This window comes from Halomonas sp. GD1P12, assembly GCF_025725645.1.
Classification (GTDB): domain Bacteria; phylum Pseudomonadota; class Gammaproteobacteria; order Pseudomonadales; family Halomonadaceae; genus Vreelandella.
In genome coordinates this window covers 3,703,865-3,724,920 of sequence record NZ_CP107007.1, presented here as the reverse complement: position 1 = coordinate 3,724,920, position 21,056 = coordinate 3,703,865, and the positions used below count along the sequence as shown (strand labels likewise).

The 21,056-nt window shown below is 63.1% G+C and carries 20 protein-coding genes; 12 read left to right on the top strand and 8 right to left on the bottom strand.

Translation table 11 applies throughout. From position 1 onward, the window contains the following. Positions 1–47: 47 nt before the first annotated feature. A complete protein-coding gene (gene rph, locus OCT39_RS17125) occupies positions 48–785 on the bottom strand; it encodes a ribonuclease PH (RefSeq protein ID WP_263585639.1) in 738 nt (245 codons plus the stop codon). 126 nt (positions 786–911) lie between these two features. On the opposite strand from rph, the gene OCT39_RS17120 reads away from it, so the two are divergent. Further along, positions 912–1,790 carry a YicC/YloC family endoribonuclease gene (locus OCT39_RS17120; RefSeq protein ID WP_263585638.1) on the top strand — a complete coding sequence of 293 codons (879 nt, stop codon included), beginning with the start codon at positions 912–914 and terminating at the stop codon, positions 1,788–1,790. A gap of 134 nt (positions 1,791–1,924) precedes the next feature. Further along, a complete protein-coding gene (locus tag OCT39_RS17115; protein ID WP_263585637.1) occupies positions 1,925–4,021 on the top strand; it encodes a putative bifunctional diguanylate cyclase/phosphodiesterase in 2,097 nt (698 codons plus the stop codon). A gap of 278 nt (positions 4,022–4,299) precedes the next feature. Here OCT39_RS17115 and OCT39_RS17110 read toward each other — a convergent pair whose 3' ends face one another. Further along, complete coding sequence (locus OCT39_RS17110; protein WP_263585636.1) at positions 4,300–4,779, bottom strand: Lrp/AsnC family transcriptional regulator; 480 nt, start codon at positions 4,777–4,779, stop codon at positions 4,300–4,302. A gap of 137 nt (positions 4,780–4,916) precedes the next feature. On the opposite strand from OCT39_RS17110, the gene OCT39_RS17105 reads away from it, so the two are divergent. Both OCT39_RS17105 and OCT39_RS17100 read left to right on the top strand, forming a co-directional pair. Continuing rightward, on the top strand, positions 4,917–5,957 hold the full coding sequence (locus tag OCT39_RS17105; protein WP_263585635.1) for a zinc-dependent alcohol dehydrogenase family protein: 1,041 nt from the start codon (positions 4,917–4,919) through the stop codon (positions 5,955–5,957). Positions 5,958–6,087: 130 nt separating this feature from the next. Beyond that, a complete protein-coding gene (locus OCT39_RS17100) occupies positions 6,088–6,963 on the top strand; it encodes a pirin family protein (protein WP_263585634.1) in 876 nt (291 codons plus the stop codon). A 10-nt stretch (positions 6,964–6,973) separates the two neighbouring features. Here the strand turns inward: OCT39_RS17100 and OCT39_RS17095 are convergent, their stop codons facing one another. After that, entirely contained in the window at positions 6,974–7,585 is a 612-nt protein-coding gene (locus OCT39_RS17095; RefSeq protein WP_263585633.1) for a DNA-3-methyladenine glycosylase family protein, read from the bottom strand. Between the two features lie 168 nt (positions 7,586–7,753). Here OCT39_RS17095 and OCT39_RS17090 point away from each other — a divergent pair, with 168 nt between their 5' ends. Together OCT39_RS17090 and OCT39_RS17085 are read left to right on the top strand one after the other, a co-directional pair. Next, positions 7,754–8,962, top strand: coding sequence for an MFS transporter (locus OCT39_RS17090; protein WP_263585632.1), 1,209 nt, complete (start codon positions 7,754–7,756; stop codon positions 8,960–8,962). Between the two features lie 82 nt (positions 8,963–9,044). Then, positions 9,045–9,296: a hypothetical protein gene (locus tag OCT39_RS17085; RefSeq protein WP_263585631.1), complete on the top strand. Its 252-nt coding sequence runs from the start codon at positions 9,045–9,047 to the stop codon at positions 9,294–9,296. A 4-nt stretch (positions 9,297–9,300) separates the two neighbouring features. Here the strand turns inward: OCT39_RS17085 and OCT39_RS17080 are convergent, their stop codons facing one another. Then, positions 9,301–9,996 carry an extensin family protein gene (locus OCT39_RS17080; protein WP_263585630.1) on the bottom strand — a complete coding sequence of 232 codons (696 nt, stop codon included), beginning with the start codon at positions 9,994–9,996 and terminating at the stop codon, positions 9,301–9,303. 156 nt (positions 9,997–10,152) lie between these two features. Between OCT39_RS17080 and gmk the strand changes: the two genes are divergently transcribed. The 4 genes from gmk to OCT39_RS17060 all read left to right on the top strand — a co-directional run bounded on the left by gmk (position 10,153) and on the right by OCT39_RS17060 (position 13,752). Continuing rightward, complete coding sequence (gene gmk / locus OCT39_RS17075; protein WP_263585629.1) at positions 10,153–10,785, top strand: guanylate kinase; 633 nt, start codon at positions 10,153–10,155, stop codon at positions 10,783–10,785. 88 nt (positions 10,786–10,873) lie between these two features. After that, positions 10,874–11,131, top strand: a complete 258-nt coding sequence (gene rpoZ, locus OCT39_RS17070) for a DNA-directed RNA polymerase subunit omega (protein WP_252107983.1) — start codon at positions 10,874–10,876, stop codon at positions 11,129–11,131. Between the two features lie 25 nt (positions 11,132–11,156). After that, positions 11,157–13,289, top strand: coding sequence for a RelA/SpoT family protein (locus OCT39_RS17065; protein ID WP_263585628.1), 2,133 nt, complete (start codon positions 11,157–11,159; stop codon positions 13,287–13,289). Positions 13,290–13,362: 73 nt separating this feature from the next. After that, positions 13,363–13,752, top strand: a complete 390-nt coding sequence (locus OCT39_RS17060) for a RidA family protein (RefSeq protein WP_263585627.1) — start codon at positions 13,363–13,365, stop codon at positions 13,750–13,752. A gap of 64 nt (positions 13,753–13,816) precedes the next feature. Here the strand turns inward: OCT39_RS17060 and OCT39_RS17055 are convergent, their stop codons facing one another. Further along, positions 13,817–14,698 (bottom strand): SDR family oxidoreductase, encoded by an 882-nt coding sequence (locus OCT39_RS17055; RefSeq protein WP_263585626.1) that lies wholly within the window; start codon positions 14,696–14,698, stop codon positions 13,817–13,819. Between the two features lie 149 nt (positions 14,699–14,847). Here OCT39_RS17055 and OCT39_RS17050 point away from each other — a divergent pair, with 149 nt between their 5' ends. Together OCT39_RS17050 and recG are read left to right on the top strand one after the other, a co-directional pair. Next, positions 14,848–15,759 (top strand): hydrogen peroxide-inducible genes activator, encoded by a 912-nt coding sequence (locus tag OCT39_RS17050; protein ID WP_252107987.1) that lies wholly within the window; start codon positions 14,848–14,850, stop codon positions 15,757–15,759. Beyond that, a complete protein-coding gene (gene recG, locus OCT39_RS17045) occupies positions 15,756–17,834 on the top strand; it encodes an ATP-dependent DNA helicase RecG (protein WP_263585625.1) in 2,079 nt (692 codons plus the stop codon). Before OCT39_RS17050 ends, recG begins: the two co-directional genes overlap by 4 nt. Here the strand turns inward: recG and yccS are convergent. From yccS to OCT39_RS17030, 3 genes are all read right to left on the bottom strand, one after another. Then, positions 17,831–20,041, bottom strand: a complete 2,211-nt coding sequence (gene yccS / locus OCT39_RS17040; protein WP_263585624.1) for a YccS family putative transporter — start codon at positions 20,039–20,041, stop codon at positions 17,831–17,833. The two genes, recG and yccS, sit on opposite strands and share 4 nt — an antisense overlap. A gap of 277 nt (positions 20,042–20,318) precedes the next feature. Continuing rightward, the gene (locus OCT39_RS17035) at positions 20,319–20,675 is read right to left on the bottom strand and encodes a hypothetical protein (protein ID WP_263585623.1); all 357 of its coding nucleotides are present in this window, start codon (positions 20,673–20,675) and stop codon (positions 20,319–20,321) included. Then, a complete protein-coding gene (locus OCT39_RS17030; protein WP_252107991.1) occupies positions 20,675–20,947 on the bottom strand; it encodes an HU family DNA-binding protein in 273 nt (90 codons plus the stop codon). The genes OCT39_RS17035 and OCT39_RS17030 overlap by 1 nt, the downstream gene beginning before the upstream one ends. Positions 20,948–21,056: the final 109 nt, after the last annotated feature.

Below are 21,056 nucleotides of genomic sequence, written 5' to 3'. Positions count from 1 at the left end.
GCCTTTGGCGTTTCTACACGTTGACGTTTCTACATGGGCGCAGCCGATCAGCCGCGAATGCCCAGTGCCTCGCGCTGATGCTCGAGCAGCTCGGCGCCGGCCTTCTCGGCCAGATCCAGCATGGCGTTGAGTTCGTGGCGGCTGAAGGCTTTGGTCTCGGCGGTGCCCTGCACCTCGATCAGCTCACCGCTTTCCGTCATCACCACGTTCAGATCGGTGTCGGCCTTGCTGTCTTCCGGGTAGTCCAGATCCAGCACCGCCGACCCCTTGAAGATGCCCACCGAAATCGCGCTCACCAGCTGTTTGAACGGGTCGCCCTTGATCTTTTTCTCGCGCTGAAGAAAACGGATCGCATCCACCAGCGCCACGCAGCCGCCGGTGATCGCTGCGGTGCGGGTGCCGCCGTCGGCCTGGATCACGTCGCAATCCACGGTGATGGTGAACTCGCCGAGCTTCTTGAGATCCACCGCCGCGCGCAGGCTGCGCCCGATCAGCCGCTGGATCTCGAGCGTGCGTCCGCCCTGCTTGCCGCGGCTGGCTTCACGGCCGCCTCGCGTGTGGGTGGCGCGGGGCAGCATGCCGTACTCGGCGGTGACCCAGCCCTGGTGCTTGCCGCGCAGCCAGCGCGGCACGCCCGCCTCGACGCTTGCGTTACACAGCACTTTGGTATCGCCGAACTCCACCAGCACCGAGCCCTCGGCGTGGCGGGTATAGTCACGGGTCAGGCGAATATCGCGCAGCTGGTCGGCCTCGCGGCCGCTGGGGCGAACAACATCGGGACGCATGGCACCTCTCAATTGCGCGTGAGCGCGCAGAATTCATAAAAGGCGCCCATTGTACACGTCCTGACCGCCTAAACCCGCCCACCTCAGGTAGACTGGCGCAAATGCGCTCTCACAAGGATGACCTCAATGGCCGCTACTCACCGCGTACACAGCATGACCGCGTTTTCCCGGGCCGAAGAAGCCAGCGCCATCGGCACCCTGCAGATCGAAATCCGCTCCGTGAACCAGCGCTACTTGGACCTGCATTTTCGCCTGCCGGAGGCGCTGCGCGATCTCGAGCCCGCCCTGCGCGAAGCGCTCAGGCAGCGCCTGGCCCGCGGCAAGATAGAGTGCACTCTGCGCTTCGAAAGCGCCGAGGAGGCCCAGGCGCCCAGTGTCGACGAGGCGCAACTGGCAGAAATCGCCAATGCGTTGGCGACGATCAACGCCCGGATCCCCGACGCCCGCGCGCCCACCACACTCGAGTTGTTGAATTACCCCGGCGTCCTGCAAACCCGTCATCTCGATCAGGATTTGATCAAGGCGCGGGCACTCGCGCTGTTCGACCAGGCACTGTTGGATCTGATCGACGCCCGCGCCCGTGAAGGCGACAAGCTCGGCGAGATGATCGCGTCACGGCTCGACGCGGTCAGCGAACAGGTCAATCAGGTACGCGGCTTTCTTCCACAAATTCTCGAGCGCCAGCGCGCGCTACTACTCGAGCGGCTGGAAGCCGCCCGCACCGAGCTCGACCCCCAGCGGCTGGAAGCGGAGCTGGTCATAGTGGCGCAAAAGGCGGACGTCGACGAAGAGCTCGACCGCCTCGACACCCACGTCGATGAGGTGCGCCGCCAGCTCACCCAAAAGGGCCCCCAGGGACGCCGGCTCGACTTTCTCATGCAGGAGCTCAACCGCGAAGCCAACACGCTCTCGTCGAAATCGGTGGTCGCCGACACCACACGATGCGCGGTGGAATTGAAGGTGCTGATCGAGCAGATGCGTGAGCAGATTCAGAATATTGAGTAGACCGATCGGTATGAGACGAGGTCAGCCGAAAGAATGAAGTGTTGGCTGGATAGCCGTTTGATAACCCAGAGCAAGTGGATTAACTTGATTTAAAATCAGTCACTCTTTCCACGCGGCTCTGGTAAAAACGCGCCATGCACGATCATCACACGTCCTACAATCTGGCGTTGGTCCTGCTCTCTTTTGGTGTGGCCAGCATCGCGTCGTTCACCGCGCTGGACCTCGCCGGCCGCGTTCGGGCAAGCCGTGGCGTCGTGCGCCACTTATGGCTGGCCGGCGGCGCCTTTGCCATGGGCACCGGCATCTGGGCGATGCATTTCATCGGCATGCTGGCCATGGAGATGGGCGCCCGCGTCGATTACGGTATTTTCCTGACGCTACTCTCGCTGGTGGCGGCGATTGCGTCCTCGGCGCTGGCGCTATTTATCGTGCAGTCCGGGCGGGTATCGCTGTCACGACTGTCCATCGGTGCGCTGATCATGGGCGGCGGCGTGTGTTTGATGCACTACGTCGGCATGGCGGCGATGCATATCGAAGGCAGCATGCGCTATGCGCCAGCGCTTTTTTTGACCTCGGTGGCGATTGCGGTCTCCGCCTCTGGCGTGGCGCTCTGGCTCGCCTTTCGGCTCAACCCGACCGGTACGCGCCGCGCGCCGCTTTGGCAGCGCCTGATTGCGGCGCTGGTCATGGCCGTGGGTATTTCCGGCATGCACTATACCGGCATGGCGGCAGCGGTCTATCCACAAGGGTTCGTGCCTTCTGCCAATGTCGGCATCTCTACCGGCCAGCTGGCCATTAGCGTAGCGCTGGTCTCTACCTGCATCATGCTGGCGGCGCTGATGATCTCGCTGTTCGACGCCCATATGTCGTCACGCAACGCGCAGCTGGCCGCCTCGCTTCAGGAGGCCAACGCCGAGCTCAAGCAGATGATCTACCGCGACGCGCTCACCCAGCTGCCCAATCGGCTGCTGCTCGAGGAGCGTTTGGAAGAGCAGCTAGGCCAGCAGGTGCCTTTCGCGCTGTTCTTCGTCGATCTGGACCGCTTCAAGCAGGTCAACGATACGCTGGGCCACCACGTCGGCGACCAGCTCATCCGTCAGGCCGCGATTCGGTTAAGAACCATGATTCGCGAGGCCGATACGGTCGCCAGGGTTGGCGGCGATGAGTTCATCGTACTGCTGGGTGAACACTCCACGCGCGAAGACGCCGCCGAATTGGCCAAACGGCTAGTGAGCACGTTGGCGAACCCGTTTCAAATTGGCGCAAGTCTGGTCAAGGTCTCGACCAGTATCGGGATCAGCCTTCATCCCGAGGACGGCAGCGACAAGCACTCGCTGATGATTCACGCCGACGCCGCCATGTACGCCGCCAAGCGCATGGGACGCAACAACTTCCAGTTCTTCGAGCTGGACATGACCTCCCACGAAAAACGCCGTGCTGCTCTCGAGCGGCGCCTGCGTCTGGCGATCGACAACGACGGTTTGCGCCTGGCCTACCAGCCTAGGGTGGATGTCGATAACGGCCGCATTACCGGGGTAGAGGCGCTGCTTCGCTGGGAAGACGAGGAACTGGGCACGGTGGAGCCCAGTGAGATCATCCCGGTGGCCGAGGACACGGGCCTGATCCTGCCAATCGGCGAGTGGGTGCTGCGAACCGCCTGCACCTATGCCTTTGACTGGCAGGAAGAGATGGCGCAGCCGCTGTTCGTCTCGGTCAACATTTCAGCGATCCAGCTCAATAACCGCCACTTCATCGATATGGTCAAGAAAGTGCTCGAAGAGACCGGTTTGGAACCTTCCCATCTGGAACTCGAACTCACTGAAAGCGCGCTGGTGCTCAATCCGGAGGTCGCGCTCACTATACTGGTCGAGCTGCGCGGGATGGGTGTGACGCTGTCAGTCGACGACTTCGGCACCGGCTACTCGAACCTGGCGCTTCTGCGCCGCCTCCCCATCGACCGCTTGAAGATCGACCGCTCGTTCATGTCCCACGTCGTTACCGATGTGCAGGACGCCGCCATCGTCAAGGCCGTCATTGCGCTGGCGCAAAGCCTGAACTTGCAGGTTGTGGCCGAAGGCGTGGAAAGCGAGCAGCAGCTGTCGCTGATACGCCAACTTCACACCCATGAGTATCAGGGGTTTCTGTTCAGCGAAGCGCTGGAGGGGGAAGAGTTGAAGCGGTTTTGGGGGCGCCACGCTTCAATGATTGATAGAACGAATAACGAAAATTGATTCAAGATACAGAGGGCTCAAAATGAGCCACAAATGGACTGGGAGTGTCCGGTTGGCGTCTAAACCTTGGTGAGCTTCATCTAGGTTTTTCGCTTTCTGAATGATAGAAAACCCAAGCTCGAGTTCGTCTTCTCTTATTCCGCGTTATTCGACCATGGCGTGCGTGAGCCGCTTCTCCTGACTCTTCTTTTTGACGAGGTAGAAGAGGATTTCCAGGCAGTCTTTAAGCGCCGATGGGAAGTTTAAATGCGCGTGAAGAAAGCCTTGCCATCCGCTGACTAATCACCCACCAATTCTTCCACCGGCAACTGGTTCGTCACCTTCACTTCCCGCAGCGACAGATTCGAGCGGATGCTCGAAACGCCAGGCAGTTGGCGCAGTACCCGCTCGACGAAGTGGCTGTAATCGTCCAGGTCGCGGGCGACGACCTGCAGCAGGAAGTCCGCTTCGCCGGTGGTGTTGTGGCAGGCGAGCACCCGCGAGCTTTGTTGTATCAAACGCTCGAACTCGGCGGTGGCGGCCTCATCGTGCTGGGTGCAGGTGATCTGTACGAACGCGAGTACGCTGCCGCCGATGGCGCGGCGGTTCAAGTTAGCTTGATAGCCCTCGATGACGCCGCTCTCCTCCAGGCGTTTATGGCGCCGCCAGCAGGTCGCTTCGCTGATGGAAAGCCGCTCGGCCAGTTTGGAATTGGAGAGGCGGCCGTCGGCCTGCAGGTGGCCAATAATTTTGGCATCCACTTTGTCTATTTGGCTCATGGTGGTTATCTCTTTCAAATTAGCCGAACCAAATGAAAGAGTGCTTCATTATTAGTCTTGTCGTCCAGCCAACAGAAAAGTAATTTCAAGCGCGGCTGGTTATAGTAAAACGCCACATGACTGCGTTGGAGTACTCCATGAAAGCCGTTGTTTTCGAAAACTTTTCCGCTCCGCCGGCCATCCAGCAGGTACCTGACCCGACGCCCGAACCCCACGGCGTGGTGGTGAAGGTGATGGCCAACGGCGTATGCCGCAGCGACTGGCACGCCTGGATGGGGCACGACCCGGATGTCGTGCTGCCTCACGTGCCGGGTCATGAGCTTGCGGGCATCGTGGAAGCGGTGGGCAAGGACGTGACCCGCTGGCGCGTCGGCGATCGGGTAACGGTACCGTTCGTGGGCGGCTGCGGTGCCTGCCCGGAGTGCCATTCGGGTAACCATCAGGTGTGCGATCATCAGTTCCAGCCGGGCTTTACCCACTGGGGCTCCTTTGCCGAGTACGTGAGCATTCACTACGCCGACGTAAACCTGGTGGCGCTGCCGGAACGTCTCGATTTCGCCACGGCGGCGAGCCTGGGGTGTCGTTTCGTGACCTCGTTTCGCGCGGTGGTGGACCAGGGGCGCGCCGCGGCGGGCCAATGGGTGGCGGTGCACGGCTGCGGCGGTGTCGGGCTCTCGGCGGTGATGATCGCCAATGCCCTGGGCGCCAACGTGGTCGCGGTGGATATCTCGGAGAAAGCACTGAAGCTGGCTCGCCAGCTGGGCGCGGTGGCGACCGTCAACGCCGCCGAGGTGGGTAGCGTGGTCGAAGCGGTGCGCGAGATCACCCAAGGCGGCGCTCACGTCTCGCTGGATGCGCTGGGCCACCCAAGTACCTGCTTCAACTCGATCAGCAATCTGAGAAAGCGCGGCCGCCACGTTCAGGTGGGGCTAATGCTTGCCGATCACAGCACGCCCGCAGTGCCCATGAGTCAGATCATCGCCAACGAGCTGGAAATCCTTGGCAGCCACGGCATGCAGGCCCACCGCTACGGCGACATGCTGGCGATGATCGAGTCCGGCAAGCTGGCCCCTGAGCGGCTGATCGGCCGGCGCATCAGCCTGGAGGCGTCGATCGATGTGCTGGTGACTATGGATACGTTCGAAAGCGCCGGGGTGACGGTCGTCACCGAGTTCTAGCCAGTGAAGCCGGGCTGCGACGGCCCGGAGCGTCCACTCGATTTACTTCAACCAACCCAAGCAGATTATTCGCTCCTCAACCGTGGCGCCGGGTTTTACACTGGGCGCATTCTGGATAAAGGAGCGATACATGTCCGCGTCGAACGTTGAAACCCCGCGCCGCGTCATCCGCCAGCACGCGGCCCACCGCGACGATATCGGTGATCTCACCACCCGGCGGCCGCTACCGGGGCCCGGGCTCGATCAGCTCGACCCGTTTCTGTTTTTGAACCACCACGGCCCGCAGACGTATCCCGCGAACAACCAGGGGCTGCCGTTTGGCCCGCACCCGCACCGCGGCTTCGAGACGGTGACGTTCATTCTCGAAGGCTCGCTGGCCCACGCCGACAGCACCGACCATCAGAGCGTGATTCATGAAGGTGGTGTGCAGTGGATGACCGCCGGCAGCGGTATCGTCCACGCGGAAGTGTCGCCGCCGGAGTTCAAGCGCGACGGCGGGCCGCTGGAGATTCTGCAGCTCTGGATCAACCTGCCCTCGAAGCTCAAGATGAGCGCGCCGCACTACGTCGGCCTGCAGCAGGGCGATATTCCCCGAATTCCCCTTGCCGGCGGCGTCGAGCTGAACCTGATCGCCGGACAGTGGGAGAGCCTTCAGGGCCCCATCGATACGTTGACTGGCGTGTTCATGTCCACGCTCACGCTTGCCGCCGGCAGCCGCGAGACGCTGCCCGTCGCCCCAACGCGGCAGGTGTTTCTCTACGTGGTGAAGGGTGATGTGAGTGTGGGCGGCGAGCCAGTAAAGGCCCAACACCTGATCGAGCTTGATCGTGAGGGCGGCCATGTCGAACTCGAGGCATCGAGCGATGCGCGGCTGATCTTCGGCCACGGCGATGTGATCGACGAGCCGGTCTACTCTCACGGCCCCTTCGTAATGACCACCCGCGAGGAGATCATTCAGGCGGTCGAGGATTACCAGGCGGGTAAGTTCGGGGGCTTGAACGCCTGAGGATGCGTGGTTAAAGCGGCTCGCCGCGGTAGTAGTGCCACAGAAAAAGCGCGCCTACGCTGCGCCAGGGCGCCCAGTGTTCGACCATTTGGCGCGCCTGTTTGGGCGTGGGCTTGTCGTCCATTCTTTTCAGCCGCCCCAGCGCCACGCGCAGGGCCAAATCGTCCGCGGGGAACACGTCCGTTCGCCCGAGCGAGAACATCAGATAAATCTCGGCGCTCCAGCGCCCGAAACCTCTGAGGGCGGTGATGGCGCTGATGACCTCTTCATCGCTCAACTGCTCGAGCCCATCGGCGCTGAAGGTGCCGGCGAGCTCCGCCTCGGCCAGCCCCCTGGCATACTCGACCTTGCGCCAGGAGAGCCCTGCATCGCGCAGTACCTCGCCCTCCACGTCCATCACCGCTTGGGCATGAAGCGCCGGCAGCAGAGTGTTGACCCGATTCATGATCGAGCGCGCCGCCTCGACGGAGAGCTGCTGGCTGACGATGGTCGAGAAGAAGGTGGCAAAGCCGCGCTCGCGCGCCCGGGCGGCGGGGGCGCCGACCTGGGGTAGGGCGCGGGCGATATCGGCATCAACCTTGGCAAGGGCGGCCATGGCCTGGGGAATGGTCTCGGGTGTCATAAAAACTCGCTGAATGGGCGGTATCGTTCTTGAGTGTATCCGCCCTAAACGTCAACGAGGGCGTTGGCGCCCGTCTTTTTGGCCGCACGTGTTTCTACTTTCGTCTAATACTGCGATCATTCGCGCCATTGTGAATCGATAAGCGGGCAGAGGCCCGAGGAGTCAAGTGTGCAGGAGTCTTCCACCGGTTGGGCGCGTAATCCGCGGCTGGCCGAGTTTGCGTTAGCGCTGGGCGGTTTCGGGATCGGTACCAGCGAGTTCGTCATCATGGGGTTGATGAACCGGGTGGCGGGGGATCTCGCGGTCACCGTGCCCCAGGTGGGCTACGCCATTAGCAGCTACGCCCTGGGCGTGGTCGTGGGGGCACCGATCATCTCGGCGCTGGCGGCGCGCATGCCGCGGCGTCTGTTATTGATTCTGCTGATGCTCGTGTTTGCCGTTGGTAACATCGCCAGTGCCATGGCGCCGGAGTTCTGGTCCTTCGTGGGCTTGCGTTTTCTGGCAGGGCTGCCTCACGGCGCCTACTTTGGCGTGGCCGCGCTGGTCGCGGCGGGGGCGGTGCCGGTGGATCAGCGGGCGCGGGCGGTGTCGCGGGTCATGATGGGGCTGACCGTAGCGATTTTGCTCGGCGCGCCGCTGGGCACCTGGGCGGGCAATCAGTTCGGCTGGCAGATCGCGTTTACCGGCGTAGGCGTCATTGCCGTCATCACGGCGCTGTTGATCCGCCTGTTCGTGCCGGTACAGCCGGTCGATTCGGCGGCAAGCCCCGTGAAAGAGCTCTCGGCGCTCCTGAAGCAGCGCGTGCTGGTGACCGTGGCCATCGCCTGCATCGGCTGCGGCGGCATGTTCTCCATCTTCAGTTACGTGATGCCCACGCTGACCCGCCAGGCCGGCATGAGCGAGGCGCTCGGCCCGCTGGTGCTGGTGATCTTCGGTATCGGTTCGATCATCGGCAACCTGGTGGGCGGGCGCATGGCGGACAAGAACCTGATGCGCGCGATCCCGCGCATTTTGATCTGGTGTGCGGTGATTCAGGGGCTCTACTACTTTGCCGCCAACAGCGTCTGGACCGGACTTCTGTTCGTCGGCCTGGTGGGCACCAGCATGGCGCTGGCGCCGTCGCTGCAAACGCGCCTGATGGACGTGGCCGAAGATGCGCAGACCATGGCGGCCTCGCTCAATCACGCGGCGTTCAACGGCGCCAACGCCCTGGGCGCCTGGCTTGCCGGGCTTGCCATCAGCGCCGGCTTCACGCCGTCGAGCACGGGCTTCGTGGGTACCGGGCTTGCGCTATGTGGGCTTGCGATCTTCGTTTTTGGGCGGTGGCTGGAAAAACGCACGTATCCGGCACCCTCGCTCAGTAATAACATGAGTTAAATCGGCGTTTGCGCAAACAAGGCTGGCAAAGTTGCGCAAACCTTTCTAGGTTGTATAAGTGCACCCCATAAGGAGATGACTCATGCATACCCCGATTTTGAAAACCTCGCGCATCGTGACGCTTTCCGCCATTGCGGCACTGACGATTGGCCTGGCTGGCTGTGGTTCCACCACCGGTGAGCGTGCCACCAGCGGCGCGGGTGTGGGCGCCGCGGTAGGCGCGGGTACCGCGGCGGCCACCGGCGGCAGCATCGGTGGCGGCGCGATCCTCGGTGCCGGCGCAGGTGCCGCGGCGGGCGCGCTGACCGACGAAGACGACATCAACCTCGAGTAATCGTCTAACGACACAGCCCGTAGCCGCGCATGCCCATGTGAAAGTGGTCGGCATGCGCGGCGTTATAGTTTGGTCCCAGCACGTTCCCAAAGCTCTTGCAGGCGCCATCCCGCGCCGCTCTAAAGAACGCTCCTACTGACCCCTCGTCGTCCCAGTTGCTGATCAGCGTAATGCGCTGGCCGTTTTCGAACCGAAACCCCGTAACATCCAGCGCTTCCGCGGTAGCGTGCTCGCTCCGCCTTCCCGTTGATCTTCCGTAAACGTTGCGACAGGCAAAACTTCCCACGTGATCCACCTGGCTGACGCGGCTACTCATAAGCTCGACGGCGGCGGGCTGAAGTTCGTGGCGCTCGAACATGACCCAAGCCAACGCCATGGGGCAGGAGGCGACGAAGCTTCGGTTGAAGCGTACGCTGCTAGAATTGATGCGCACGATGTTGGAAAGTGGGCAGCTCGCCGTCGGCGAGTAGTCTGCCACCGGCGTGTAGTCGAGCTCGCTTGCGGGTACGGTGTCGAGCGCGGCCAGACACCCTTGACGGTCGCCTTCCAGGCGCTTGAGCTTGAGTTTGGTGACCGGCGTGATCGGGTCGTCGATATGCAGCGGGGCCCAGGGCGCCCATTGACGGGGAATCTCGATGATGCCTTTTTGCAGCGCCACGCCCAGGGCTATCAGCGCCAGAATGAAAACCGTTCCTCGCATGCCACTCTCCTTGGGTGACTAACGCTTATTGAGCGCGCCCAGGCTTTTACTACAGCCCGCGCGGCAGGTATGCGATACTGCCCGGCTTTAGCGCCACCTGCGAGCGGTAAGCGTGGCGACGCCAGGGTCAACGACTGTTTTTGAGGGGAGCGTTTCATGTCCCAGGGTACGCTGTTTATCGTGTCGGCGCCGTCGGGCGCGGGAAAAACCAGCCTGGTTCGCGAGCTGATCGAGAGCCTGGACGGTCTTCAGGTATCGGTATCGCACACCACGCGCGGCCGGCGCGAAGGCGAAGTGGACGGAGTGAACTACCATTTCTGCCCGGTCGCGACGTTCGAAGCCATGATCCAACGCGGCGATTTTTTCGAATACGCCCGCGTGTTCGATAACTATTATGGCACCTCGCGCCACGCCGTGCAGGAGCTGCTCGCCGCCGGTCAGGACGTGATTCTCGAAATCGACTGGCAGGGCGCCCAGCAGGTGCGCGAGCAGATGAGTGATGCGGTATCGATCTTCATCCTGCCGCCGTCACGGGCCGAGCTCGAGCGGCGCCTGTCAAATCGCGGTACCGACGAGCACGCGGTGATCGCGCGGCGCATGCGTGATGCGGTCAATGAGATGACCCATTACGACGAGTATGATTACCTGGTGATCAACGACGATTTCACCACCGCGCTTGGCGAGCTGCAGGCGCTGATCACCAGCCAGCGGCTTACACGTGCTGCCATGCAGCATCGCCATGCCTCGCTGCTCAAGGCGCTCTTGTCACAGGCGCCGGCGGTCGAGTAATCTATCGGGTCCAGTGACCCATTTTTGCCGAGTCGGCGGTCGTTTCACGCCCTGCCGGCCCGGCGTCGTTTTTTAAAGGAAAGCTCCCATGGCGCGCGTAACCGTCGAAGATTGTCTCGAAAACGTAGAAAACCGCTTCAAGCTGGTGATGATCTCTACCCAGCGGGCCCGCCAGCTCGCCCGCGGCTCCCGCGATGCGCAGCTTGCCTGGGAGAACGACAAGCCCACGGTCATGGCGCTGCGTGAAATCGCCGCAGGCTTGGTCGATCACACGGTGCTCGACGAGCCGGTCGAGGCGCCGGTGCGCCAGCGTCCGGCCGCGCCCAGCATCCAGATCGACGACTAAGTCCGGAACCGAAGGGGCGCGTTCCATGTTCACCATCGATGACCTGGCCGACCGACTCGGCGGCTATCTACCCTCGGACGAGATCCAGCAGGTCAAACGCGCCTTCTACTACGCCGAACAGGCCCATGATGGCCAGCGGCGCCGCTCCGGCGAGCCCTACGTCACCCACCCGCTCGCCGTCGCCAACATCCTCGCCAACATGCACATGGACCATCAAAGCCTGATGGCGGCCATGCTGCACGATGTGATCGAGGATACCGGCGTCTCAAAAAAAGCCCTTGGCGAGCAGTTCGGTCAGCCGGTGGCGGAGCTGGTCGACGGCGTCTCGAAGCTCACCCAGATCACCTTCGAGGACAAGGCGGTCGCTCAGGCGGAGAACTTCCAGAAGATGGTGCTGGCGATGTCGCGGGACATTCGCGTCATCATCGTCAAGCTCGCCGATCGGCTGCACAACATGCGCACACTGGGGGCGCTGCGGCCGGACAAGAAGCGGCGCATCGCCCGCGAGACGCTGGAGATCTACGCCCGCGTGGCCGGGCGGCTCGGGATCAACACCATCCGCATCGAGCTCGAGGATCTTTCGTTTCAGGCGATCCACCCGATGCGCGCCGAGCGGATCAAGCGCGCGGTGGCCAGCGCCCGCGGTAACCGGCGAAGCGCGATGCGCCAGATTCAGTCGTCGCTGCAACAAAGCCTGGACGACGAAGAACTCAAGGGCACGGTGATCGGTCGGCAAAAGCATTTGCTCTCCATCTACAAGAAGATGCGCGACCAGCGAAAGCCCTTTGCCGAGATCATGGACGTGTTCGGCTTTCGCATCATCACCGACGATGTGGCGAGCTGCTACCGGATACTCGGCGTGGTGCACAACCTCTTCAAGCCGGTGCCCGGGCGCTTCAAGGATTACATCGCCATTCCCAAGGCGAACGGCTACCAGAGCCTGCACACCACGCTCTTTGGTCAGCGCGGTATGCCGATCGAGGTGCAGATTCGCACCCGCGAGATGGAAGCGATGGCCAACAACGGCATCGCCGCTCACTGGCTCTACAAGGCCGGCCAGACCGAGCATCCGATCGCCGAGGGCAGCCACGCCCGGGCACGGGCCTGGGTCAAGGGCTTACTCGAGATGCAGCGCCACGCCGGCGACTCGCTGGAGTTCATCGAGCACGTCAAGAATGACCTGTTCCCCGACGACATCTACGTGTTCACGCCCAAGGGCGACATCATGGAGCTGCCCCAGGGCGCCACGGTGATCGACTTCGCCTACAGCGTGCATACCGATATCGGCAACAACTGTATCGCCTGTCGCATCGACCGCCACTTGGCGCCGCTCTCCACGCGACTGGAAAGCGGCCAGACGCTCGAGATCATCACCGCCCCCGGCGCGCGGCCTAATCTTTCGTGGCTCAATTTCGTCACCACCGCCAAGGCGCGCTCGGCGATTCGCCACGCCCTGAAGCATCAGCAGCAGTCCGAGGCGATCATGCTCGGACGGCGGCTGCTCAACAAGGCGCTGGCCTCATATGAGACGAGCCTCGAGGAGCTCGACGAGCGGGTCTTCACCAAGGCGCTCAAGGAGCTCGACGTCTCCTCGCTGGACACCCTGCTCGAGTCGGTGGGGCTGGGTAATCGCATGGCTTACGTGGCGGCCCGGCGGCTGGCGGATACCGCCCAGGGCGAGAATCGCGAGATCAACCGGCTGGAGAACAGCGATAACGCGGTGGTGATCAGCGGCAGCGAAGGCATGGTGTTGAGTTTTGCCCGCTGCTGCCACCCGCTACCCGGTGATGCGGTCGTGGGGCATTTGTCGGTGGGCAAGGGCATCGTCGTGCACCGCGACGAGTGCCGAAACCTGGTGGATTTGAAAAGCGACCCGGAAAAGCTCTTCACACTGCAGTGGTCGGAGAATATCGACGAGGACTTCCCGGTGGCGCTGCGTATCGAGATCGAAAGCCGCCGGGGGCTGGTGGCCGAGCTCGCGGGCCTGGTCACCGACGCCGATGCCAATATCGAGCGGATCGGCATCGAGGAGCGCGACGCCAAACTCTCGACGGTGAACCTGACCCTCTCGGTCAAGGGCCGTGTGCACCTCGCGCGTATCATGAAACGCATTCGCAACCTGCCAAGCGTCAGCAAAATAACTCGAACGGCCAACTAAGCCTTCCCTAAGTAAGCCGCCCCTGGTAGCCCCGGGGCGCGCGGGATTTTTTGATTACAGGAGCAGCATAATTATGAGCAATAAAGCCGTTATCAACACCGAAAAGGCACCGGCTGCCATTGGCCCGTACTCCCAGGCGATCAAGGCGGGCAACACGGTCTATCTCTCCGGTCAGATTCCGCTCGACCCAAGCTCGATGGAGATCGTCTCTGGTGACATCGAAGCCCAGGCCCGCCAGGTCTTCACCAACCTGCAGGCGGTGTGCGAAGAGGCCGCCGGGTCGCTTTCCGATATCGTCAAGCTCAATCTTTATCTCGTGGATCTGGACAACTTCGCCATCGTCAATCGCGTGATGGAAGAGTTCTTCAAGGCGCCGTTCCCGGCCCGCGCCGCGGTGGGCGTGCGCGCGCTGCCCAAGGGCAGCCAGGTCGAAGCGGAAGCGGTCATGGTCATCGGCGACTAAGCGGCTGAATGGACATAAAAAAGCGAGCCTTTGGGCTCGCTTTTTTCGTCAACAGGCACGGGGATCAGGCGCTTTTGGAGGTCAAAAAGCCGCCTTCCTTGAGAATCTGGGCGTAGCCTTCGCGAAAGCTGGGGTAGCGGAATTCGTAGCCGGTTTCGCGCACGCGGCTGTTGTCGCAGCGTTTGCTGGTACGCCGTCTCAGCGGCGACTGCATGGTCTCGGTCGCGGTGGCCTTGAGCTCCTTGGCCAGCCAACTCATGACGTTGTACATGGTGGCGGGCTCGGAGTCGCTGCCCAGATAGAGCTCGGCCAGGGGTTTACCGCTCTCCTGACACTGGATCAGGTGGGCGAGAATCCCGGCGCAATCGTCGCGGTGGATGCGGTTGGAGTAGATCGCCGGGGTGATCGCCGCCATGCGCCCGCCCTTGACCTGGTGGATCAGCCGGTCGCGGCCAGGGCCGTAGATACCGGAAAAGCGCACGACCGTGCCTGGTAGCGGATGATCCAGCAGCGCCTGTTCGGCATCGCGCATCAGAGTGCCCGAAAAGCTGGTCGAATCGGTGGGGCTGACCTCGTTGACTACTTCACCCTCCTGCTGACCGTAAACGCTGGTCGAGGAGACGAAGAAGATGCGCCGTGGCGGTGTTTCGTGCTGTTCGAGCACGCCCAGCACCCGTTTCAAGCCGTTCGGGTAGGCGCTCTGATAGGCGCTCTCCTCGAAGCGGTCGGCGCTGACGGTATAGATGACGTAATCGGCTTCGGGCAGCGCAGAGGCACTGGCATCGTCGAGCGTCGCAAGGTCGAGCGCCAGGGGCTCGATGCCGGTCCCCTGTAACGAGTCGGCCTGGCGGCGCACGCCGATGACGCGATGGCCTTCGCTGGTAAGCTCGCGCCCCAGGGTGGTGCCGATATCGCCACAGCCGATGATCAGTACAGTGAGTTTCACCTGCGCACTCCTCATGATAAATATTCCCTATTAGATACAAAGTCCTCTTGAGATATGCCATCGTCAAGAGAATTTGTTTGTCCTTGCCGTCCCGTTCATGGCCACGCTGAGTCACGACCTGCTACGAGAGGATGCCATCCGGCACCGTTATGACTTTAACAGAACTTCGCTACATCGTAACCCTTGCACAAGAGCGCCACTTCGGCCGCGCCGCCGAACGCTGCCACGTTTCCCAGCCCACGCTCTCGGTGGCGGTGAAAAAACTCGAGGATGAACTCGACACACCCCTGTTCGAGCGCTCCAAATCCACCGTACAGGTCACCCCGCTTGGCGAGAAAATCGTCGCCCAGGCGCAGCGCGTGCTGGAGCAGTCCAGCCTGATTTTCGAAATGGCCAGCGCCGGCCGTGACCAGCTGGCCAACCCGCTGCGCATCGGTGCCATTTACACCATCGGGCCGTATCTCTACCCGCATCTGGTGCCGGCACTGGCCGAGGCGGCGCCGCAGATGCCGCTCTACATCGAAGAGGGGCTGACCGGCACGCTCAGGGGCAAGCTCAAAAGCGGCGAGCTCGACGTCATCATCGTCGCGCTCCCGTTCACCGAAACCGACGTGGTGACCAAGGCGATCTACGACGAGGATTTCGAGGTGCTGATGCCCAGCAGCCACCCCTGGACCGAACGGGAGGCGATCGAGAAGGAGGCGCTGCTCGAGGAGCGCCTCTTGCTGCTGGGCGAAGGGCACTGTTTTCGCGACCAGATTCTCGAGGCCTGCCCGGCGATCACCCACAAGCTCAACAGCCCCAGCAATACGCTGATCGCCGAAGGCGGCTCGCTCGAGACCATCCGCCACATGGTGGCCTCGAAGCTCGGCATCACGGTGCTGCCGCAGTCGGCGCTGGGAACGCAGAAGGATGAACGCTCGCTGCTGGCGAGCCGGCCGTTCGTTTCGCCGTCGCCCTCGCGCACCGTCGCCATCGCCTGGCGGGCGAGCTTTCCCAGGCCCAAGGCGATCGATGCGCTGGTGCAGGCGATCAACCAGTGCCGGCAGGCCATGCCATGAACGCGCTTGATGCGCCGGTCACCGAGCTCAAGGGCGTCGGCGAGGCGCTGGCGGCCAAGCTTGCGCGCCTGGGCGTCGAGCGGGTGAGCGATCTGCTCTTTCACCTGCCGCTGCGCTACCAGGACCGCACGCGCTTGACCCCGATCGGGCTTTTACGCGCGGGCAGCGAAGCGGTGGTCGAAGGCGAAGTGACTGCCTGCGACATCGTCAAGGGGCGAAGGCGAAGCCTTCTGGTGCGTCTTCGCGACCAAAGCGGCATCCTGAGCCTGCGCTTTTTCCACTTCTCCCCGGCGCAGAGCCAGCAGCTGCGCCCGGGCGTGACGCTGCGCGCCTTCGGCGAGGCGCGCGCCGGTGCCACGGGGCTCGAGATCTATCATCCGGAGTACCGCCCGGTCGGGGACGCCGAGACGCCGGTCGAGGAGCACTACACGCCGATCTACCCGACCACCGAAGGGCTCCACCAGACCCGGCTGCGGGCGCTGGCGCTGCAGGCGCTCGAGCGACTCGAAGCCGCCCCGGAGGCGCTGCCGGACATGATTCCCCCGCAGCTTGCCGAGCGCTTCGGCCTGCCCGGGCTTCACGCAAGCCTTGTGCTGTTGCATCAGCCGCCGCCGGAGGTCGATCTCGACACGCTCGCCCAGGGCCTACACCCGGCGACCCGGCGGTTGGCGCTGGAGGAGCTTCTGGCCCACCAGTTGAGCCTTCGCGAAGTGCGCCTGCGTATCCAGGCCGACGGCGCCCCGCGTCTGCCGGCCGGGCGCGGCCTGCAAACCCGCTTTCTGGCCAAGCTGCCTTTCGCGCTCACCGGTGCCCAACGCCGGGTGCTCGAGGAGATCGAGCTGGATCTCGCCGAGCCCGCGCCGATGCTGCGGCTGGTGCAGGGCGATGTCGGCTCGGGCAAAACCGTGGTCGCCGCCATGGCCGCGCTGTCGGCGCTGGCCGGCGACTGCCAGGCGGCGATCATGGCGCCCACGGAGATTCTTGCCGAGCAGCACTACCGCTCCTTCAAGGCCTGGTTCGAGCCGCTGGGTATCGAGGTCGCCTGGCTTGCCGGCAAGCTCAAGGGTAAAAGCCGCCTCGATGCCAAGGCAGCGATCGCCGATGGTCGGGCGCGGATGGTGGTCGGTACCCACGCGCTGTTCCAGGAGGACGTTCACTTCAAGTGCCTGGGGCTTGCGATCATCGACGAGCAGCACCGCTTCGGTGTGCACCAGCGCTTGGCGCTGCGCGAAAAAGGCGAGGCGGGCGGGCTTACCCCGCACCAGCTGATCATGACCGCCACGCCCATTCCCCGTACGCTTGCCATGAGCGCCTACGCGGATCTGGACGTCTCGATCATCGACGAGCTGCCGCCGGGGCGCACGCCGGTCAAGACCGTGGTGGTGTCCGACGAGCGCCGCCCGGAAGTGGTCGAGCGCATTCGCCGCGCCTGCAGCGATGGCCGCCAGGCTTACTGGGTCTGCACGCTGATCGACGAGTCCGAGGTGCTGCAGTGCCAGGCCGCCGAAGTCACCCGCGAGGAGCTGACAACAGCGCTACCCGAGCTTGCCATCGGCTTGATCCACGGGCGCATGAAAGCGGCGGAAAAGGCCGAAGTGATGGCGGCGTTCAAGGAAGGCGAGCTGGATTTGCTGGTGGCCACCACGGTGATCGAGGTCGGCGTGGACGTGCCCAACGCCAGTCTCATGATCATCGAAAACCCGGAGCGCTTGGGGCTTTCCCAGCTTCATCAGCTGCGCGGACGGGTCGGGCGGGGAAGCCTGGAGAGTTTTTGCGTGCTGCTTTACCACCCGCCGCTGTCGAAAAGCTCGAAGGAGCGTCTGGGCGTGATGCGCGAAACCACCGACGGCTTTCGCATCGCCGAGAAGGACCTGGAGATTCGCGGCCCGGGCGAGGTGCTCGGCACCCGCCAGACGGGCCTCGCCCAGATGAAGGTCGCCGATCTCGAGCGCGATGCCGACCTTCTGGAGCGCGTCACGGCGCTGGCGAAAACGCTTCAAGGCGACCGTGACGCCACCGCCGTGCTGGTGCGCCGCTGGCTGGGGGAAGCCGCCGGACGCTACGGGCAGGTTTAATGGCCGGCCGATTTGGGCCGCTGGGTGAGCCGGGCTGCGCTTTGAGCCAGCGGCGTGAGCTGCTCGGCGATCAGCCTGAGCTGGCTCTGGATCGGGCGGTAGAGCGTCACCGCGGTGGCGCGCTCGCTGCTGACCGGCGTGGCGGCGTCCTTCGGCGTATCGCCGAGGGCGGCGAGCAGCATCTCGGTCTGCTCATCGAGCGCGGTGACGGGCTGGCGCGCGTGTAGCTCACGGGTCATCGCCTCGAGCAGTTCGCTGATACGCCGGGCCTGGGGCATCAGCGCGGCGTCGTCTTCGTCGTCGGTCAGCCGGTGGCGGTGGGCGCCGAGTGCCGACAGGTGGCTCAACAGCGTGTTGGAGAGCACCAGAAAGCGCAGCCCGCTGTCTGCGTCCTGCTTGCGGTAGTGGCCGGGCTCGTGAAGCATGTTGGTTAAGAGCGTCGAGAACGCCGCATCCGCGTTGTGGGCGTTGCGCCGTGCCAGCCGGTAGGCCAGATCGTCCTGTTTACCGGTTTCGTACTGGTGAACGATCTCATCCAGGTAGCCACGGTGGCTGGTCAGCACCTTGGCCGCCTCGCGGTAGAGCCGCCGCCCCTGCCAGTCGGGCAAAATGAAGAACACCGCAAGCCCCGCAATGACCGCGCCGAGCAGCGTATCGAACAGCCGCGGCCAGATCAGGTCAAAGCCGTCCCCCACCTGGTTGAAGCTGCACAGCACCAACAGCGTGATCGAGGCGGTGGCGATGACGTAATGGCGCTCGCGGTTGGCGAAAAAGCAGACCCCGGCGGCCACGGCGATCATGCTTTGAACACCGGGCTGGGGGAAAAGCGAAATGGAGGCCCAGCCCACGACCAGCCCCAGCACCGTGCCCAGAATCCGCTGGGAAAGAAAGCGCCGCGTGGTGGCGAAGTTGGGTCGGCACACGAACAGCGTGGTCAAGAGAATCCAGAACCCCTGCTCTGGATCGAGCCACTGCAAAAGCGCATAGCCTGCGACCAGCGCACTCGACAGGCGCACGGCGTGGCGAAAGGTGGGCGAGCCCAGCGTCAGATTCAGCCGCACCCGGTTCCAGGCTTCCTTGATGCTCGACGGCGAACGATCGAACAGCGCGCTGTCGCGGCGATCGAAGCTTGCATCCGGGTTTTGGACACTGGCGATCTGCGTCTCCAGCGTGGCCAGGTTGTCTGCCAGGGCGTTGAGCGGATGAATCAGCGCGCGCCACTCCGGACGGTCGCGGTCACTCAGATTGTCGATCGAGGCGCGCAGGTCCATCAGCGCCTGCTCGCTGAGTTCGTGATCGAACGGGCGGTTGAGTAGCAAGGACTTGGCCAGTTGGCGACAGGCCCGGCCCTGCTGGTCCAGAAGGCGCTGGCAGCGAAACAGCACGTCGTGGTGAAAGAACGCCTCGGTCAGCGCGCTGTAGGGGTAGTGGGTGGAGCTCGCTCGCTCGTGGATGTCCTGAGCGATGAAGTAAATGCGCAGGTAGCGGTTGAGCTTCTGGCTTCCGCGCTGACCCTCCAGGCGGCGAAAGATCATCTCCTTGGCCTGGTTGAGCGCGGCCACCACCTGGCCGTTTTGATGCGCCAGCGCCACCCGGCGTGCCTCCACATCCACACCGCGTACCGGCTCGAACAGCGCCGACTTGAGGATCAAGAACTCCCCCAGCGTCTTGTATACCCGCGCCATGCTCTGCTTGACCGGCTGGCGTGAGAATAGCGCGCACCAGATCACGGAGATGAGGCCGTACCAGGCCGCGCCCGCCAGCAGCAAAAGCTGGCGCGAGGCGACGTCGGCGTCGACGCCGCCATGCTGCTCGATGTTGATCATCGAATAGATCGAGAGAATCAGCGTGCCCGAAGCGATGGTAGCGTAGCGCTGGCCGATGGCGCCGAGCATGATCAGCGTAAAGGCCGACACCCCCAGCCCGAGCGCGAACAGCCAGGGCCAGGCAAACAGCCACTGCACCACGAAGGAGGCCAGCGCAAAGCACAAAAGCGTCACGATCAGCGCCTGAAGCCGCCCCTGCCAGCTGTCGTCGGTTTCCGAGAGCGCACAGGCGATGATGCCGAGAAACAGCGGAATGACCAGCGCCACGTCGGCTTGAAACACGCTAAACAAGAGCGCCCCGCTAAAGGCGATGAACACCCGCAGGCTGTAGGCGAATTTATCCAGGGTCCAAAGGCGGCGAAGGGGTAGAGCGATCGGCATGGCGTCTCTTCGATTGTTATTTAGACTTTAGTATAACTAATCGTCAGTATATCAACGTCGCCTGGTACCTGGCTATGCCGACCACCGCTTGGCCTAAAGCGTACGCTCCAGCGTTGTTTGCCGGCGTTCGATATCGACACTACGTCAGGCGCTTATCGCCAGCAGTCGGGTTGTGGCGGCAAAAGCAGGGCGCTTTCAGGGGAGCGAACCATCTGGTCGGGCGTGATGCGAGGGTGTTTAACAAAACGGCCCGCCGTAAAAGGCGGGCCGTTAAGCGCTACAGGTGCTTTAAAAGCTTCTGCAGTTTGGTCAGGTCGCTGGAATCGCCGACCAGGCGAACGTCGCCGTTCATCATGCCGTGCAGAAACGCCTGCTGGGTCGGCTTTTTGAGGATCCTGAGCGCCGCGTCCTGGTCGCGAAAGCGCAGCTCCAGATCCAGATCGATTGGCAGGCCCTTGCCCGTGGCGATGCCCTTGGGCGTCATTCGGTAGTGGCGTGCCGTGTGTAGATCCTCGGTAGCGATGCCCCAGTCCAGACCGCGCATTCGCTCGAGCTGCTCCTTGAAGCGCGGCTTACGCCGCAGCGCGCGCTTGAGCAACAAGCCCAGTAGCCACAGCGCAAGCCGGAGTTTCATTAGGAGACGGCGTCCTTGAGCGCTTTACCGGGCTTGAACGCCACGTTCTTGCTGGCCGGAATGTTCAGCGGCTGGCCAGTTTGCGGGTTTTTGCCGGTGCGGGCAGCGCGCTCGCGTACGGTGAAGGTACCAAAGCCGATCAGGGCAACGTCTTCGCCTTTCGCCACGCTGTTGGTGATCTCGTCGAGAATGACGTTCAGCACTTGGCCTGCCTTGTCCTTGGACAGGTCAGCGTTATCGGCGATGGCAGCGGCCAGGTCAGGTTTGCGCATAAAAGGAGTCTCCCTGATAGAAAAAATAAGCGTAACGCTTATGAGTGCGATTGAAAACGAACGAGTGTTTTAATTTGTCGGCTCAAGCCAAGTGCCGGGCTCGAGCGCC

Bases quoted from the DNA above. Each gene is read 5' to 3' on its own strand.
- rph (WP_263585639.1), bottom strand. From the start codon at position 785: ATGCGTCCCGATGTTGTTCGCCCCAGCGGCCGCGAGGCCGACCAGCTG.
- OCT39_RS17120 (WP_263585638.1), top strand. From the start codon at position 912: ATGGCCGCTACTCACCGCGTACACAGCATGACCGCGTTTTCCCGGGCC.
- OCT39_RS17115 (WP_263585637.1), top strand. From the start codon at position 1,925: ATGCACGATCATCACACGTCCTACAATCTGGCGTTGGTCCTGCTCTCT.
- OCT39_RS17110 (WP_263585636.1), bottom strand. From the start codon at position 4,779: ATGAGCCAAATAGACAAAGTGGATGCCAAAATTATTGGCCACCTGCAG.
- OCT39_RS17105 (WP_263585635.1), top strand. From the start codon at position 4,917: ATGAAAGCCGTTGTTTTCGAAAACTTTTCCGCTCCGCCGGCCATCCAG.
- OCT39_RS17100 (WP_263585634.1), top strand. From the start codon at position 6,088: ATGTCCGCGTCGAACGTTGAAACCCCGCGCCGCGTCATCCGCCAGCAC.
- OCT39_RS17095 (WP_263585633.1), bottom strand. From the start codon at position 7,585: ATGACACCCGAGACCATTCCCCAGGCCATGGCCGCCCTTGCCAAGGTT.
- OCT39_RS17085 (WP_263585631.1), top strand. From the start codon at position 9,045: ATGCATACCCCGATTTTGAAAACCTCGCGCATCGTGACGCTTTCCGCC.
- OCT39_RS17080 (WP_263585630.1), bottom strand. From the start codon at position 9,996: ATGCGAGGAACGGTTTTCATTCTGGCGCTGATAGCCCTGGGCGTGGCG.
- gmk (WP_263585629.1), top strand. From the start codon at position 10,153: ATGTCCCAGGGTACGCTGTTTATCGTGTCGGCGCCGTCGGGCGCGGGA.
- rpoZ (WP_252107983.1), top strand. From the start codon at position 10,874: ATGGCGCGCGTAACCGTCGAAGATTGTCTCGAAAACGTAGAAAACCGC.
- OCT39_RS17065 (WP_263585628.1), top strand. From the start codon at position 11,157: ATGTTCACCATCGATGACCTGGCCGACCGACTCGGCGGCTATCTACCC.
- OCT39_RS17060 (WP_263585627.1), top strand. From the start codon at position 13,363: ATGAGCAATAAAGCCGTTATCAACACCGAAAAGGCACCGGCTGCCATT.
- OCT39_RS17050 (WP_252107987.1), top strand. From the start codon at position 14,848: ATGACTTTAACAGAACTTCGCTACATCGTAACCCTTGCACAAGAGCGC.
- recG (WP_263585625.1), top strand. From the start codon at position 15,756: ATGAACGCGCTTGATGCGCCGGTCACCGAGCTCAAGGGCGTCGGCGAG.
- yccS (WP_263585624.1), bottom strand. From the start codon at position 20,041: ATGCCGATCGCTCTACCCCTTCGCCGCCTTTGGACCCTGGATAAATTC.
- OCT39_RS17035 (WP_263585623.1), bottom strand. From the start codon at position 20,675: ATGAAACTCCGGCTTGCGCTGTGGCTACTGGGCTTGTTGCTCAAGCGC.
- OCT39_RS17030 (WP_252107991.1), bottom strand. From the start codon at position 20,947: ATGCGCAAACCTGACCTGGCCGCTGCCATCGCCGATAACGCTGACCTG.